Source organism: Exiguobacterium sp. s26, assembly GCF_018618235.1.
In the GTDB taxonomy this organism is placed as follows: Bacteria; Bacillota; Bacilli; order Exiguobacteriales; family Exiguobacteriaceae; genus Exiguobacterium; species Exiguobacterium chiriqhucha.
Map to the genome: position 1 here is coordinate 73,994 of NZ_JACSLS010000006.1, position 14,946 is coordinate 88,939.

The 14,946-nt window shown below is 53.7% G+C and carries 15 protein-coding genes; 2 read left to right on the plus strand and 13 right to left on the minus strand.

Features of this window, described 5'->3' with window-relative positions; translation table 11 throughout:
• Positions 1-334 precede the first annotated feature (334 nt).
• The 11 genes from copZ to KNP82_RS10955 form a co-directional block, all read right to left on the minus strand.
• Positions 335-541: a copper chaperone CopZ gene (gene copZ / locus KNP82_RS10905; protein WP_021066696.1), complete on the minus strand. Its 207-nt coding sequence runs from the start codon at positions 539-541 to the stop codon at positions 335-337.
• On the minus strand, positions 538-2,649 hold the full coding sequence (locus KNP82_RS10910; RefSeq protein WP_214803350.1) for a heavy metal translocating P-type ATPase: 2,112 nt from the start codon (positions 2,647-2,649) through the stop codon (positions 538-540). Before KNP82_RS10910 ends, copZ begins: the two co-directional genes overlap by 4 nt.
• A gap of 12 nt (positions 2,650-2,661) precedes the next feature.
• Positions 2,662-2,964, minus strand: coding sequence for a metal-sensitive transcriptional regulator (locus KNP82_RS10915; protein ID WP_021066698.1), 303 nt, complete (start codon positions 2,962-2,964; stop codon positions 2,662-2,664).
• Between the two features lie 96 nt (positions 2,965-3,060).
• A complete protein-coding gene (locus tag KNP82_RS10920) occupies positions 3,061-4,608 on the minus strand; it encodes a long-chain-fatty-acid--CoA ligase (protein WP_214828005.1) in 1,548 nt (515 codons plus the stop codon).
• A gap of 103 nt (positions 4,609-4,711) precedes the next feature.
• Positions 4,712-5,185, minus strand: coding sequence for a PTS sugar transporter subunit IIA (locus KNP82_RS10925; protein ID WP_131472251.1), 474 nt, complete (start codon positions 5,183-5,185; stop codon positions 4,712-4,714).
• Positions 5,186-5,342: 157 nt separating this feature from the next.
• Entirely contained in the window at positions 5,343-6,332 is a 990-nt protein-coding gene (gene lplA, locus KNP82_RS10930; RefSeq protein ID WP_021066701.1) for a lipoate--protein ligase, read from the minus strand.
• Between the two features lie 68 nt (positions 6,333-6,400).
• A complete protein-coding gene (locus KNP82_RS10935) occupies positions 6,401-7,288 on the minus strand; it encodes a Cof-type HAD-IIB family hydrolase (RefSeq protein ID WP_242679012.1) in 888 nt (295 codons plus the stop codon).
• An 89-nt stretch (positions 7,289-7,377) separates the two neighbouring features.
• Positions 7,378-8,763: a protoporphyrinogen oxidase gene (gene hemG, locus KNP82_RS10940; protein ID WP_029595969.1), complete on the minus strand. Its 1,386-nt coding sequence runs from the start codon at positions 8,761-8,763 to the stop codon at positions 7,378-7,380.
• Positions 8,756-9,685 (minus strand): ferrochelatase, encoded by a 930-nt coding sequence (gene hemH, locus KNP82_RS10945; protein ID WP_021066704.1) that lies wholly within the window; start codon positions 9,683-9,685, stop codon positions 8,756-8,758. The genes hemG and hemH overlap by 8 nt, the downstream gene beginning before the upstream one ends.
• Positions 9,682-10,731, minus strand: coding sequence for a uroporphyrinogen decarboxylase (hemE, locus tag KNP82_RS10950; RefSeq protein WP_021066705.1), 1,050 nt, complete (start codon positions 10,729-10,731; stop codon positions 9,682-9,684). Before hemE ends, hemH begins: the two co-directional genes overlap by 4 nt.
• 116 nt (positions 10,732-10,847) lie before the next feature.
• Positions 10,848-11,153 carry a MerR family transcriptional regulator gene (locus KNP82_RS10955; RefSeq protein ID WP_021066706.1) on the minus strand — a complete coding sequence of 102 codons (306 nt, stop codon included), beginning with the start codon at positions 11,151-11,153 and terminating at the stop codon, positions 10,848-10,850.
• Positions 11,154-11,282: 129 nt separating this feature from the next.
• On the opposite strand from KNP82_RS10955, the gene KNP82_RS10960 reads away from it, so the two are divergent.
• On the plus strand, positions 11,283-12,581 hold the full coding sequence (locus KNP82_RS10960; RefSeq protein WP_035385685.1) for an ammonium transporter: 1,299 nt from the start codon (positions 11,283-11,285) through the stop codon (positions 12,579-12,581).
• A gap of 39 nt (positions 12,582-12,620) precedes the next feature.
• On the opposite strand, the gene KNP82_RS10965 is transcribed toward KNP82_RS10960, so the two are convergent.
• Together KNP82_RS10965 and KNP82_RS10970 are read right to left on the minus strand one after the other, a co-directional pair.
• Positions 12,621-13,751 carry an ABC transporter permease gene (locus KNP82_RS10965; RefSeq protein WP_029595972.1) on the minus strand — a complete coding sequence of 377 codons (1,131 nt, stop codon included), beginning with the start codon at positions 13,749-13,751 and terminating at the stop codon, positions 12,621-12,623.
• Positions 13,748-14,485, minus strand: a complete 738-nt coding sequence (locus KNP82_RS10970) for an ABC transporter ATP-binding protein (RefSeq protein WP_214828008.1) — start codon at positions 14,483-14,485, stop codon at positions 13,748-13,750. Before KNP82_RS10970 ends, KNP82_RS10965 begins: the two co-directional genes overlap by 4 nt.
• A 167-nt stretch (positions 14,486-14,652) precedes the next feature.
• Here KNP82_RS10970 and KNP82_RS10975 point away from each other — a divergent pair, with 167 nt between their 5' ends.
• Entirely contained in the window at positions 14,653-14,907 is a 255-nt protein-coding gene (locus KNP82_RS10975; RefSeq protein ID WP_021066710.1) for a GlsB/YeaQ/YmgE family stress response membrane protein, read from the plus strand.
• The last annotated feature ends 39 nt before the right edge of the window (positions 14,908-14,946 follow it).

Here is a 14,946-nt window from a genome sequence, read left to right on the forward strand (position 1 = left end):
CTGCAACGTTTTTACATATCATATCAAACAATTATGGACAAAAGATGGGAATGGGGTCGTTTCTTGGACGCTGAATGTGCTCGCCACACGTCAACGAATCGACAAAAAAAGAAGGGTCTCCCCTTCCTTACCGTGTCGGCCGAGTGCGCATCTGTTGCGCGAGGAATACTGTGCCTCCACTTAGTAAGGCCAGTACGCCGCTAATCATTACGAGTTCCATCTTGTCCCCACCCTCCCCATTGATATCGATTCTCATTATCACCTATAATATAGCATGTTTTGACTCGCTTGAACATCACAAAAAAAGCTCCCGCCGTCAGGCGAGAACTTTGAATCATGCGTTGACGTCGTAGCCTTGTTCTTCGATGGCTTCAATCATCGCTTGTTTCGAGATTTTATCGTTATGGATGACATCGACCCGATGGTCCTGGAGCGAGACGATCGCTGATTCGACGCCGTCTAATTCCGTCAGCGCCCCTTCGACTGCTGCTTTGCAATGGTTGCATGTCATACCTTCTACTTTTAAAGTCGTTTCATTCATGTTGATTTTCCTCCTTGTGTTTTCAATCGTAACGCATTCAAGACGACAGAGACCGAACTGAACGCCATCGCTGCCCCAGCAATCCAAGGGGCGAGTAGACCCGCCGCTGCAATCGGGATGCCCAGACTGTTATAGGCCAGCGCCCAGAACAGGTTTTGCCGAATGTTGCGCATCGTCAATGAACTCATTTCGATGGCACGGTTCACGCCCTCGATGTCTTGTCCCATCACTGTGACGTCAGCCGCTTCTAACGCGACATCCGTCCCGCTTCCGAACGCGATGCCGACATCCGCGACGGCGAGAGCCGGCGCATCATTCATGCCGTCCCCGACCATGGCGACACGTCCTTGGCGCTTCAACGCTTCGACGTGATCCGCTTTCTCGACCGGTAACACCTCGGCGATGACGTTCGTTTCGGGAATCCCGAGTTGACGGGCGATATCGAATGCGACTTCTTTGCGGTCACCGGTCAAGACGTACACTTGTCTCGTCAAGGCTAGATGTTGCACGACGGCACGGCTCCGCTCTTTCAATTGATCTTGTAGACCGAACGCCGCGACGATTCCAGACTCGTCGGCCACATAGACAGGCGTCATCGCCTGCATGTCCCAGTCCGGTAAGGCGAATCCGGCTTCTTGCATCATGCGGACCGAACCGATACGTAGAGGTTTCCCATCCACGACCGCTTTCAATCCTCGACCGGCCAACTCTTCGACACGTTCAACCTGGCCGCTTCCTTCACCACGACCGATTGCCTCGGCGAGCGGATGTGTCGACTGGCGTTCGGCCATGATGGCCAACTTCAAGAACGCCGCGTCTCCGAACGTCGCCACCACTTCCGGCGTCCCTTTCGTGAGTGTCCCCGTCTTATCGAAGACAACGATGTCGACACCGTTCAACGATTCGAGTTGGCCACCACCTTTAAATAAGACGCCTTGTTCGGCGGCACGGCCTGTCCCGACCATAATCGATGTCGGGGTCGCCAAACCGAGCGCACACGGACAGGCGATGACGAGGACGGCGATCGAGGCCCGAATTGCCATATCTAAATCGTTGAACCCGAGTGTCCACACCGCGAACGTCAAGGCGCTGATGGCGACGACGATCGGGACGAACACACCCGAAATCCGGTCGGCCTGCCGTTGAATCGGCGCCTTGTCCGTTTGGGCCTGTTCGACGACGCGGACAATTTGAGCGAGCATCGTCTCGCTACCGACACGTTCGGCGACCATCAACACCCGATGTGAACGGTTAATCGTTCCGCCGACGACGTCAGCTCCGACAGTTTTCTCGGATGGGATTGACTCCCCGGTCAGCATCGACTCATCGATGACCGTCTCTCCTTCGACGATTTTCCCATCGACCGGCACTTTCTCACCTGGACGAACGACGATGACGTCACCGGCTTTCACCAAATCGATCGCGACCGAGCGTTCGACACCATCGACGAGTAAAATCGCCTCTTTTGCCTGTAACGACAGGAGCGATTTGAGCGCGTCCGTCGTTTTCTCTTTCGCTCGGGCCTCTAACCATTTCCCGAGCAATACGAGCGTGATTAGGACGGCACTCGTCTCAAAATAAAGTGACGGATGCATCGGATGGGCGAGCATCTCGAAGACGGAGTAAAAATAAGCCGCCGACGTCCCGGTCGCCACGAGCACGTCCATATTGGCCGCGCCGCTCTTCAAACTCTTATAAGCACCCTTATAAAACTGGGCCCCAATCCAAAACTGGACCGGCGTGGCGAGTGCGAATTGCCACCACGGGCTCATCAGCCAATCGGCCTGGAACGTCACACCTGGGATGTGCGTAATCATGACGAGCAGAAGCGGTGCCGACAACAGCGCCGAGATGAGCACTTTTCGCTCGAGCGGGCGCAGGTCGTGTTTTGGCGTCAGTTCCGCCTTTCGTTCTGCGCCATAACCGATTTTTTCGATGCGGGCGATCAGTTCGTCTTCGGTGATGCCGTCGTCGACGCGAATCGTCGCCGTCTCGAGCGGCAAGTTGACGGTCGCTTCAACACCGTCCATTTTATTTAACACTTTCTCGATGCGGGCCGAGCATGCGGCGCATGTCATCCCTTGAATCGACAGTTCGACGGTTTTCATCGGAACACCTCCTTACTTCTTGATGCGGCTGACGATTGTCATCAATTCGTCAATGTACGGGTCCATGTCTTCCGTTTCACTCGCATGGACTAAACATTTACGCATGTGACGTTCGAGCAGTTGCATCTCGACTTGTTTGAGTGCCGCTTGAATGGCTGACGTCTGGGTCAAAATGTCGACGCAGTAGCGGTCGCTCTCGACCATCTTTTGAATCCCACGTACTTGTCCTTCGATCCGGCGCAGCCGTTTGCTGAGCGCTTCACGTTCTGCGTCTTCACGCGGAACGATTGGTTGGTCATGCATGAATTCTTCCATGATTATCACCTCACCACCAATATACCCCTACCCGGTAACGGTGTCAAATCTTTTGAACAAAAAAAGGACGACTGATTTCGTCGTCCTTCTCTCCCGTCAATTGCGTTGGAATTGCTCGCTCTTCAAGACGGTCCGTAAAATCTTCCCGGTCGTGTTCCGCGGCAGCTCCTCGATGATCTCGATGTGCGTCGGCTGTTTGTACTTCGCCAGTTTCGTCGCCGCGAACGCTCGGATCTCGTCGAGCGTCACCTGTTCGTCTCGCGTGACGATGAACGCTTTGACCGCTTCCCCTTGTTCGGCATCCGGTACCCCGATGACGGCTGCTTCGACGATGCCCGGATGTTGATAAAGCACTTCTTCGACTTCGCGCGGATAGACGTTATAGCCACCGACGATGACCATGTCCTTCTTCCGGTCGACGATATAAAAGTAACCGTCTTTGTCACGTTTCGCCAAGTCGCCTGTATAGAGCCACCCGTCGCGAAGCGTCATCGACGTCTCTTCCGGTAGTTTATAATAGCCTTTCATCACGTTCGGTCCACGGACGATCAGTTCACCGACCTCGTCGATCCCGACCTCTTCGCCGAGTTCGTCGACGACCTTGTTCTCGACGTGGACGATTGACGGACCGATCGATCCGGCTTTCCGCTCGCCGTGGAGCGGATTGAAACACGTGACCGGTGACGCCTCGGACAGACCGTATCCTTCGAGAATCTTACACTCGAACTTTTGCTCGAACGATTCGAGCAACTGTACCGGCAGACTCGCTCCACCGGATACGAAGACGCGGACGTGCTTGAGCGCCGAAGCGTATGCTGGAACTTTCATCGCCGTCTGCAACAGGAAGTTGTACATCGTCGGGACACCGGCAAAAATGCTGACGCGATGTTTTGGGACGAGGTCGAACACGTCCTGCGGTGAGAATTTTGGCAAGATGACAATCGTCGCCCCGCGCAGGAGCGGTGCGTTGACGATGACCGTCAAACAGAAGACGTGGAACATCGGTAAGGCGGCGAGCGCTTTGTCTTCCGGCGTGATCTCCAAATACTCCCCGATCGAATGGGCGTTCGAGAACAAGTTGAGATGTGTCAACAAGGCGCCTTTCGGTTTCCCGGTCGTCCCGCTCGTATACAGGATGACAGCGACCTCGTCCTCATCGACTTCGACCACTTCAACTTTCGTCGTCGCGAACGCCTCGCTGAACGGTAAGAACTCGATGTCCCCATCCCGCTTCAACGCCGGTACGTCTGCATACGGGACCGAGATGACGAGTCGGAGTTGCGGTAATTTCGTGAGTGCGGCTTCCGCTTGCGCGACGAGCGGCGACAACGCGACAATCGCTTTCACGTCGCCATCGAGCAAGATGTAGGCCATCTCATCCGGTGTGTATGTAGGGTTGATCGGAATGACGACCCCACCTCGGGCGAGCACCGCGAAATACGAAATCAAGAACGCGGGGCTGTTGCCGAGGACGAGCGCGACGTGGTCGCTTTGACTGATGCCTTTTTGCTCAAGCGTCGCCGCCATCGCCTCGACTTGTCCATAGAACTGTCCGTAGCTGACCGTGTCTTCCCCAAACACGTAGGCCGCCTTGTTCGGATGCGCGGCCACCACGCCTTGTAGTGCCGTGACTAAGTTTGCCATGATAATCCCCCTTTGAAAATGAATGACTATTCACTTTTGAGCCGTAAAAAAGAGCACGGCAGCCGCGCTCTTTTTCAGTTATCTTCATTGTACATGAAACGCCTCAATAAGAAAACGCTTTCAAGTCCATCGTCTGCAAATGATACAATCCGGTCCGGCTCTGTACGTGCACGAGCGCCTGTAACGTCTCATCGTCCATGAGCAAGTCGTCCATCAACTTATGGAGCGCCGACTGTTTCGCTTCCGTCGTCGCCGTGATGAAGAAAATCGCTTCGGCCCGAATACTCTCTCCCGCAATCGTCTGCATCGCAAACGGTTGATTGAGATGCAACAAGGTGATGCCGTCTTGTTTTGCGACGTGAAGCGGTACATCGACGACAGCGACCGGTACGGCGACATCGGTAACGCCCGACGGGATCGTCCGCTCTTGCTCCGTCACGACGCGCGCGAACGTGTCATTGACGATACCTCGACCTTCGAGTTCAAGTCCAATCGCTTGGACGGCGAGATCAAATGTCGGTTGCTCCGTCACCCACATCAAATTCGTGTCCATCCATTCAGTGATAAATCGATACATATCGTTTCCTCCCATTGGTTGACTCCATCTCACGAAAGCGCTTGCACTGATTATGATACGCCTCGCCGGAACGACACGCAACGGTCCAGACAACCTGTCACGAAAACGCCAAAAAGAAGGACCTCTGTAGGGAGGCCCTTCTGCATGAAAACCCGCTTCAGCTAATGAGATCGACGAGTTCTTCGAGCTCGACGTTGCCGAAGTAATGTTTGACGTCAAGCTGTGACAATTGTTCCCGAATCGCGCCGCGTTCGAACCGCGTTCCGACGAGGGCTTGTTCGACGTCATGGATATCCCCGACACCGAAGAAGTCCCCATAGATTTTCGCTTCCGTGATTGTACCCTTGTTGACGTTCAAGCGGACGTCGATCGTACCGATCGGGAATCGACGTTTCGACTCGACATCAAACTTCGGCGATTTTCCGAAGTTCCAGTCCCAGTTCGCATAGCGCTCTTTCGAGATATCTTGAACGATTTCCCAGTCCTCATCGCGAAGCACGTAACGTTCTGGTTCCTGTCCGTCATAAATGGAATGAAGCAGCGCCTCGACAAAGTGCTCCATCGCCATCTCTTCCTCTAAGAACTCTGTGATGTTAGCGACACGGCTACGGACCGATTTAATCCCTTTAGAACGCATCTTCTCTTCCGAGACGTTGAGCGAGTTGACGACTTCCTCGATGTTCGAGTTGAACATGAGTGTTCCGTGGCTGAACATACGGCCGCGCGTCGTGAACTGGGCGTTCCCGCTGATTTTTCGTTCGCCGACTTGGATATCGTTACGTCCCGTCAACTCTGCCTCGACGCCGAGTTGCTTCAAGGCGTCGACAATCGGTTGCGTGAACTTCTTATAGTTGTTGAACGAGTTGCCGTCATCTTTTGTGATGAAACTGAAGTTCAAGTTGCCCTCATCATGATAGACAGCACCGCCGCCCGACAAACGACGGACGACGTCAATCCCGTTCTCTTCGATATACTTCAAGTTAACTTCTTCTGATGTGTTCTGGTTCTTGCCGATGATGATCGACGGGCCGTTAATATAGAACAAGAAATAATCCTCATGCTCGACGTTCAAATGTTTGAGGATATACTCCTCGACCGCCAAGTTGAGTTTCGGGTCCCGGATATCCGGGTTGAAAATAAATTTCACAGTAGGTTCCTCCTAAGGATAATCGTTAATTGTATTATACGAGACGGCGGCCCGACGCTACAACTTGTTTACTTCCATTCCCCGTTCATGACGCGCTTCAATGCGTTCGCGACGCCGTATTCGTCATGACGCTCTGTGACGTGGTGGCTAATGGCAATCAACTCTTCGTGACTATTGCCCATCGCGATCGCTTTACCGGCCACCTCAAACATCGGGACATCGTTCAAGTTGTCCCCGATGACGACGACTTCCGATAAATCGACGCCGAAATGCTCAGCCAATTTTTTGACGCCGTGCCCTTTATCGGCCCCGTTCGCCATGACTTCGATATTGTCATTGCCTGAAGACGTGACGTAAACGCCTTCCACGCGCTCATCGATTTCCGTCCATAGTGAGGACATCTTCTCGAAATGACTCGAAAAGGCGATGAATTTATAGACGCGTCCGGCCTCATTCTTGATGAAATCCTCGATGTCTTCGACGAGACGGACGTCCTCGTTGACGTAATAACGTTTTTGGAAGAACTCATACATCTCGAGCGACCGCTCATCGCCGTTCTGCTTCAAGTTCTCCATCGTCGCATCGATCAAATCGAGTCGGCTCGCGACGAGGCCCGCCTCTGAATACATTTCATAAAAGACGTCCGAATATTTGTGGTCTTGATGCAACACCGACACGACCTCGAGCGCCTCTTCTGTCGTCAAATCGATTTCATGTAGCACTTCACCCGTTTCCGTCAGCACGCGACCGCCGTTCGAAGAGACGATCGGGCACGTGAGGCCCACTTCGTCGAGAATCTCTTTCGCGTTGAAGTAATTGCGTCCCGTCGCAATCGCAAAGCGAATCCCTTGTGCTTCTGCCGCACGGACGATTTCTGCCGTCTCGGGTGCAATTTTCGTGTGGTTGTGCAGGATCGTGCCATCCATATCGGATACGAACAATTTGTACGTTGTCATCAACATCCACTCCTCTTTTTCTGTTTCGCTTATAACTATAACAAAAAGAGAGGCCATCGGAATAATCCGACACCTCCCTTCACGAATCTTTACCCTTCTTCTGCGAGCGCTTTGATTTGTTCATGGACGCTCTTGATGCAGTCTGGCATGCCGATTCCGTCATAGGCGATGCCTGCGAGCAAGATGCCTGGATAGACGCGGCCCATCTCGGCGCGCAACGCGCGGACCCGGTCGGAATGGAAGACGGCGTAAGGTGGCAACCCGTCCCGGAGCCGGCTGACGACCGTCTCGAGCGGTGCTGCTTTAATCGTCATCAAGCCGCCAAGGTCACGTAACGCCGTCGCGACAATCTCCTCATCGGACGCATCTACGATCTCATCGGCGCCCGGACGTCCGAGAAAGACGCGCAGGACGTGATACCCTTCCGGCACAGCATGCGGCCATTTTTGGTCGATGAACGTGCACGCCGTAATCGTCACATCCGCCTCCTGGCTCGTGACGAAGCCCGTCCCGACGAACGGCAGCTCGATATCGTCTTCTTTGAATACGAGCGAACACGTCGCCGTCGCGTGCGGTTTCATATCCGCGAGAAAATTACTGTCGACTTTCGGTAAGAACTGACGGATGAGCCGGGGCGGGACCGTCAAGATGAGGTGATCGGACTCGATATCGCCTCGATTCGTCAGCAGGCGATAGCCGCCTTCAATCTCCTCGACTTGTTCGACCGAACAGTTCAAGATGATTTCGGTGCGCTCTAGCCGCTCGGCAAGACGATCAGTGAGCGACTTCAATCCTCGTTTGAGTGAAGCGAACTGTCCAACTTTCTTGGCGCCGACTTCCGCGACCCGTTGTTCAGGGCGCAAGTGACGCATCCCTTCATACAAGTTCCCATGTTTCTTCTCGCCTTCGATAAACTGTGGGAACGTCGACAAGGCGCTCATCTGATCGATGTCTCCCGCGTAAATCCCGGAAAGAAGCGGTTCGATCAGCCGGTCGACGATCGGGTCCCCGACCCGTTCACGCAAGTACAAGCCAAGGGAGACGTCCGTTTCCGGTGCTTCGACGTCCGGTGGCGATAAGAGCATCGCCCGGAGTGCGGCATGTTCTTCGTCCGATAAGAGTGTCGTGTCCTTGAACGCATCGACGTCGAGCGGGATGCCCATGACCGTCTGTTTCGGAATCGGATGCAGCCCGTCATGATGGAGCACGTACGCTTGACCGACCCCGTTTCGGACGATTTCATCACCGAGACCGACGTCATGAATCAAATCCGTCATCGCTGTCTTGCGGAACACGTACGAGTCGGGCCCTCGTTCGACCGCAAATTCCCCCGTTTCAAACGTATCGATTTTTCCGCCTAACCGTCCGCTCGTCTCGACGAGCTTGATCGTGACGTCGTTCGGTAAATAACGCTCGGCATAAAAAGCGGCGGTGAGACCTGTGATCCCACCACCGACAATCGTTACATTACGCATGATGTACAATCACGCTTTCCATGCGATCGGCGATGGCTTCAATGAAGCTCCGCTCCGCGTTTGGCATGTTAGGACGCGCGTAGTGAACGCCGAGGCGGTCACAGACGACTTTACATTCCACGTCGTTATCGAAGAGCACCTCGAGGTGATCCGCGACAAATCCGACCGGCGTGTAAACGAACGCTTCATAGCCATGCTTTTCATAAAGTTCAGCCGTCAAATCTTGGACATCCGGCCCGATCCACGGGTCAGGCGTGTTGCCTTCCGACTGCCAACCGACCTCATAGTTCGGTACGCCCGCCGCTTGGGCGATTTTGTCAGCCGTTTCTTTCAATTGATCCGGATACGGGTCGCCACCTGCCAAAATCTTCTCTGGCAGACTGTGCGCCGAGACGATCAAGCAAGCCTTCTCAGCCGGCACCGGCAAGTTCGCGAACGTCGTTTTGATGGCTTCCGCCCACCAATTGATGAATTTCGGCTCATCGTACCACGATTCGACCGAACGAATCTCGATGCCGTATTTCGCGGCTTCTTCATGCGCCCGTCCGTTGTACGACTTGACGCTGTATGACGAGTAGTGCGGGGCCAATACGACCGAGACCGCTTCTTTGATGCCGTCGTTCGCCATTTGCGCGACCGCGTCTTCTACGAACGGTTCGATGTGCTTGAGCCCGATATAGAGCTTGAAGTCGATTTCGCCCACGTGGCGCTCGTTCAAGATGTCACGGAGCGTCTCCGCTTGATCGATTGTGATTTTCGCGAGCGGCGACACGCCACCGATGGCCTCATAGCGCTCCGTCAAGTCTTGGAGTGCTTCCGGTGAAGGCTTGCGGCCATAACGAATGTGCGTATAGTAGCGCTCGATATCTTCAGGTTTGTACGGTGTCCCATAAGCCATTACGAGTAATCCGACGGTTTTCATAATGATTTGCCTCCCATTTTTTCACGTGAGTAGTCATGGATAAATGCTGTCAATTTGACGAGCACAGACGGATCGACTTCCGGGAACACCCCATGTCCCAAGTTGAAGACGTATCCAGGTTGTTTCATCCCCTCATCGAGGATTTCTTTCACTTTCGCTTCGATGATCGGCCACGGAGCCAGCAAGAATGACGGGTCAAGGTTACCTTGGACCGCTTTCGTGATGCCGCGGTCGCGCGCTTCTTGAATCGACAGACGCCAGTCGAGTCCGACGACGTCGAGCGGCTGGTCTTGCCACTCTTCAACGAGATGGCTCGCTCCAACACCGTGCATGATGAGCGGAATGTCGAGCTTGCGCAACTCGGTGAAGATCCGTTCTGTCGTTGGTTTAATATAACGAACATAATCTTTGCGGCTAAGCGTCCCGACCCATGAGTCGAACAACTGGAACGCTTGGATGCCAGCCTCCGCCTGCGCCGTCGCATACGTGATGACCATGTCGCCAAGCTTCTCCATAAGTGCGTTCCATACGTCCGGCTCAGCGTACATGAGCGCTTTCGTCCGATGGTAACTCTTCGATGGGCCGCCTTCAATCATATAACTCGCGAGTGTGAACGGTGCACCCGAGAACCCGATGAGCGGGACTTCCAAACGTTCCCGAAGCAAACGGATCGTCTCGAACACGTACGAGATGTCGTCCGTGTTGAGCGGTTTTAAGCGTTCCACGTCTTCCATCGTCCGGTACGGGTTATCAATGACCGGACCGATGCCGCTCTTGATTTCCACATCCACGCCCATCGACGGGAGTGGCGTCATAATATCTTTATACAGAATGGCCGCGTCGACTCCTAGTTGTTTTACCGGGAGCTCTGTCACGTAGGCACACAATTCGGCATCATGCGTGATTTCGAATAATGTCCTCGTTTTTTTGATCTCACGATATTCTGGTTGGTAGCGTCCGGCTTGGCGCATGTACCAGACGGGCACATAGTCTGTCGCCTCTCCTTTAAACGCCTTCAAAATAGTATCGTTCATACGTCGCGTCATTCCCCTCTATAATTCTCCTACACTCTTCTTCTATAGGTATGTGAACTCAAAAACATTATACAGAAATTAATTAGAATAATGCTAATGTGAAGCATTTTCATTGTGTTTTCTTTGTGTCATTTCTTTGGCGGATACGTGCGGAATGCCGAATTGAGCTGACCACGAATCAAATCGTCACGCTGTTTCGTCGACAAACGCTTCTCGCGATCTTTAATGTCTTGAATCCGCCAGCCGTCTTCAAGCTTCGAGGCCACATCAATTAATCGTTCCACATCATGGAAAGAATATTTACGTGAACCGCCTTTTGTCCGTTCTGGAAAGACGAGCCCTTTTGACTCATAATAGCGGACTTGTCGCTCCGAAAGTCCCGTCAGTTCAGTAATGACGCCCATTCCAATTACTTTCTTCGACTTATAGTCCATCGCTCGTCCTCCTCCCTCACAAAAAAACTATGTCAGATAATCTGACAAATTGCAATCCAAGTCGAATTTTTCGTCTTACACTGAAAACAACTTTTGAATCACCAATCGAAAAAAAGGAGGAATCGCAACATGGAAGACATCTTATATTATATGGACACGCTGTTCGTACTCATCGCCGCTTTGCTCGTCCTGACGATGCAACTTGGATTTGGGTTGCTCGAGACGGGGACGCTCCGGGCTAAAAACGCCGGGCACGTCGCAGTCAAACAAATCATCAGCCTCTCTGTGGCGGCACTCGCCTTTTGGGCTGTCGGCTTCGGCCTCTCATTCGGGGACGGGACCCGCTGGTTCGGGACGGAAGGATTCTTCATGAACGGATCGTTCACGAGCCTCGATTGGGCCAACGTCTCAATCGACATCAAATTCTTGTTCCAGTTGTCATTCGTCGCCGTAGCGCTCGCCATCGCCTGGGGCGGGTTCGCAGAACGGGCTAAACTGTCTGCATACGTCTTGTTCGGCGTCTTCTTCGTCGCCATCCTGTATCCAATCGTCGCCCGCTCTGTATGGGCTGGTGGACTTCTCGGGACAATGGGCATGCAAGACTTCGCCGGTTCGGCTGTCGTCCACCTTCAAGGCGGAATGGCTGCCCTTATGGCCACCATCATCTTAAAACCACGTCGTAAAACGGAATCACTCGCCGGTCATAACCACGTCTTGACGGTCGTCGGTGGACTCGTGCTCTGGCTCTGCTGGTTCGGTTTCAATGCCGGATCGACGATGTCGGTCGCGGACGGCTTCTTCGGTTACGTCGCTCTTACGACGATGCTCGCCACGGCTGCCGGCGCTCTCGGCGCTCTCGCCGTCGTCATGATTCACAAGAAAACGGCCGACATCCCGACAATCGTCAACGGTGTCCTCGGGGCACTCGTCGCCATCACCGCTGCCTGCGCCTTCGTCGAACCTTGGGCCGCCATCGTCATCGGTGCCCTCGCTTCGATTGCCACGTACGGTACGAGCATCCTCATGGCGAAATATATTGACGATCCGCTCTGCGCCTTCTCGGTGCACGGTGTCGCGGGAATCATCGGGACGCTCGCGCTCGGATTCTTCGCCTCGCCTCGCTTGGTCGAGATCACAGGCATCGGTTCGGCCGGCCTCTTCTACGGCGGCGGCTTGACTCAACTCGGTGTGCAAGCACTCGGCGTCTTGATTGCGATGGTCATCGCCGGTGGCGGTAGCTACGCCTTCTTGAAACTCCTCGACGTCACGATCGGTCTTCGTGTCACGGAAGAACAAGAAGAAATCGGCCTCGACATCGCCGAGCACGGTGTATCCGCATACGGTGAAGTCGAGACAGAACCTGAAACTCCGGCACGTCTCCCGAAAATTCTCGGGTCGAGCGTATCGGTCATGTCACCAAAAAAATAACGACAACAGTCAGGGACACCCAATGCGGGTGTCCCTGTTTCATGTCAATCGACTCAAGTAGTATCGGACGACCAGGTACGCGAGTCCGAGACCGACGAGCGCGTCCCACGTCGCCCCAAACAAGAGCGAGGCAACGCCGAGGGCGAGCAGTTGCGCGAACAATAGCCGCGTCGCCCACCATTTATAGGCGACAAGCCGCTCGGTACGTGTGATTGGCAACCACGACGCCATCGACACGGTGTCGAGCCGTTTAAATAATGGCACGAGCTGGAGCGCCGTCAACCCGACGAAAAGCGGGACGACCAACCCGACATACCATCCACCCGAGAGCCACATGACAACGAGCGCGACGGCGGAAAGACGCAACACGAGATCGAGCGAATCGTTCGACCGCATGACCCGGAGCCCGTACACGTATCGGGCGGCATCGGCCCGTTTCAACACCGACCGCTCGAGCAGGCTCACGATGAACGACCGTTCCCGCACGTCTTCCCGCATCGCCGGCACATCGACGAACCAACTGACGACCCGGTTGAACTGGGCTTTGCTCTTTTCTTCGAGCGTGAGCCAGTCAAGCAGCGGGATGCGCCGATTCCGTCGCACGTGGAGCAGGACAAACGGGACGAGTGCGGGCACTGGCGTCAACAACGGCACACCGAACAATACGAGGAAGCCGCTGGCGAGTGCGCTCGGCAAGACGACGTATTTAATCCCCTCCAACTTGGCGAGACGACCCGCGGCTGAAATGAGTACACTCGTGGCGAGGATGGCTCCGACTTCGACCGACGTGAGCGCTTGCGTCCGGACGAGCAGCGGCAACACGACAAGCATGACGAGGATGGCGCGGACGGCGGCAAAGACGACATTGAACAGGCGGATGCCTGTCATGAACGCTTGAATCTCACCGAGACGCGGCAATAGGAAGACTTGATCCGCTTCTTGAATCAACGTTCGGGGACGATGGCCGAGCGGAAGGAGCAACCAAATCAGCGCCACAATCCATTCACTCGGAAAAGCCGGGTCCAAATCCGTCAAAAATTGGTTATACACGAACGCCCCGTAGATGAGCGTGAAATAAAGCGTGAATAACAAGCCACCGTTCGCGACGTAGCGGCTGTATTTCACGACGTCTTCCACCCAGACGCCAAATCGTTGTTTGAATACGTTCATCGTTTCCGCTCCTCGGCCTCAATCGCCTCGACATAGATGTCATCGAGCGTGGCGTCCGGACGCAGACCGTATGTCTCGCGCAGTTTCGCGGCCGTCCCGGTCGCGATGACCGCCCCTTGGTGCAAGAAGACGAAACGGTCGCAGTGGCGCTCGGCCGTCTCTAGAATGTGTGTCGACATTAAGATGGCGCAATCTTCCTTATACTCGTCAAACAATCGCAATAGTTGACGAATCGCGAGTGGATCGAGTCCGACGAACGGTTCATCGACGATGAGAAGCGGGGACTTCGTCACGAGCGCACAGAGAATCATCGCTTTTTGACGCATTCCTTTCGAAAAGACGGACGGGAACCAGTCCAGTTGCTTCTCCATCCGCATATCTCGTGCCAATCGCTCGGTCCGGTTCGTTAAATCTGCCGCATCAATGTCATACGCTTTTCCGATCAACGTCAAATGTTCACGTAACGTCAGCGTGTCATACAAAATAGGGGTCTCGGGTATATAGCTTATTTTCTTACGATAATTCTTTTCTGACGAGCTGAGTGTTTGACTATCGACTTCGACCGATCCTGAAATCGGATCAAGCAATCCTAAAATATGTTTGATTGTTGTCGATTTTCCGGCTCCGTTTAGCCCTATCAGCCCGACGAGCTCACCTTTTTTTACATCAAATGAAATATCGTGCAACACTTGTTTACCTATATAACCGCCATTCAAATGGTCGACGTGCAACATGAAAAATCCACCCCTCATTTTCAACTTTTTTTTGTGATATATGTTTTAAAAGCTGTCACATGGGAATAATCTGAACTGTAAGGCATTTTAAAACTTATTCATTACTTCCATTGTTCCATAAAATTGTTAGTGAGAACAATGGACAAAACAGAAAGGAGAATGTTTTTATGGGTTGGATTATCACTTTAATCGTCGGGGGTATTATCGGTTGGTTAGCAGGTCTTATTTTAGGTAAGGATGTACCAGGTGGCGTCATCGGGAACATCATTGCTGGTATCATCGGTGCTTGGCTCGGTGGCCTCATCTTCGGAGACTTCGGTCCTGCAGTTGGCGGCATCGCGATTATCCCAGCACTTCTCGGTGCGATTATCTTGATCTTGATCGTATCGTTCGTTATGAAATCAATGAACCGTAAACGTTAATCTACGGCTCACGTAAAAGGGACCCTCGCCGAGGGTCCC

Bases quoted from the DNA above. Each gene is read 5' to 3' on its own strand.
- copZ (WP_021066696.1), bottom strand. From the start codon at position 541: ATGAATGAAACGACTTTAAAAGTAGAAGGTATGACATGCAACCATTGC.
- KNP82_RS10910 (WP_214803350.1), bottom strand. From the start codon at position 2,649: ATGAAAACCGTCGAACTGTCGATTCAAGGGATGACATGCGCCGCATGC.
- hemH (WP_021066704.1), bottom strand. From the start codon at position 9,685: ATGAAAACCGTCGGATTACTCGTAATGGCTTATGGGACACCGTACAAA.
- KNP82_RS10920 (WP_214828005.1), bottom strand. From the start codon at position 4,608: ATGGCAAACTTAGTCACGGCACTACAAGGCGTGGTGGCCGCGCATCCG.
- hemG (WP_029595969.1), bottom strand. From the start codon at position 8,763: ATGCGTAATGTAACGATTGTCGGTGGTGGGATCACAGGTCTCACCGCC.
- KNP82_RS10925 (WP_131472251.1), bottom strand. From the start codon at position 5,185: ATGTATCGATTTATCACTGAATGGATGGACACGAATTTGATGTGGGTG.
- KNP82_RS10975 (WP_021066710.1), top strand. From the start codon at position 14,653: ATGGGTTGGATTATCACTTTAATCGTCGGGGGTATTATCGGTTGGTTA.
- KNP82_RS10960 (WP_035385685.1), top strand. From the start codon at position 11,283: ATGGAAGACATCTTATATTATATGGACACGCTGTTCGTACTCATCGCC.
- KNP82_RS10915 (WP_021066698.1), bottom strand. From the start codon at position 2,964: ATGGAAGAATTCATGCATGACCAACCAATCGTTCCGCGTGAAGACGCA.
- KNP82_RS10935 (WP_242679012.1), bottom strand. From the start codon at position 7,288: ATGACAACGTACAAATTGTTCGTATCCGATATGGATGGCACGATCCTG.
- hemE (WP_021066705.1), bottom strand. From the start codon at position 10,731: ATGACGCGACGTATGAACGATACTATTTTGAAGGCGTTTAAAGGAGAG.
- KNP82_RS10965 (WP_029595972.1), bottom strand. From the start codon at position 13,751: ATGAACGTATTCAAACAACGATTTGGCGTCTGGGTGGAAGACGTCGTG.
- KNP82_RS10955 (WP_021066706.1), bottom strand. From the start codon at position 11,153: ATGGACTATAAGTCGAAGAAAGTAATTGGAATGGGCGTCATTACTGAA.
- KNP82_RS10970 (WP_214828008.1), bottom strand. From the start codon at position 14,485: ATGTTGCACGTCGACCATTTGAATGGCGGTTATATAGGTAAACAAGTG.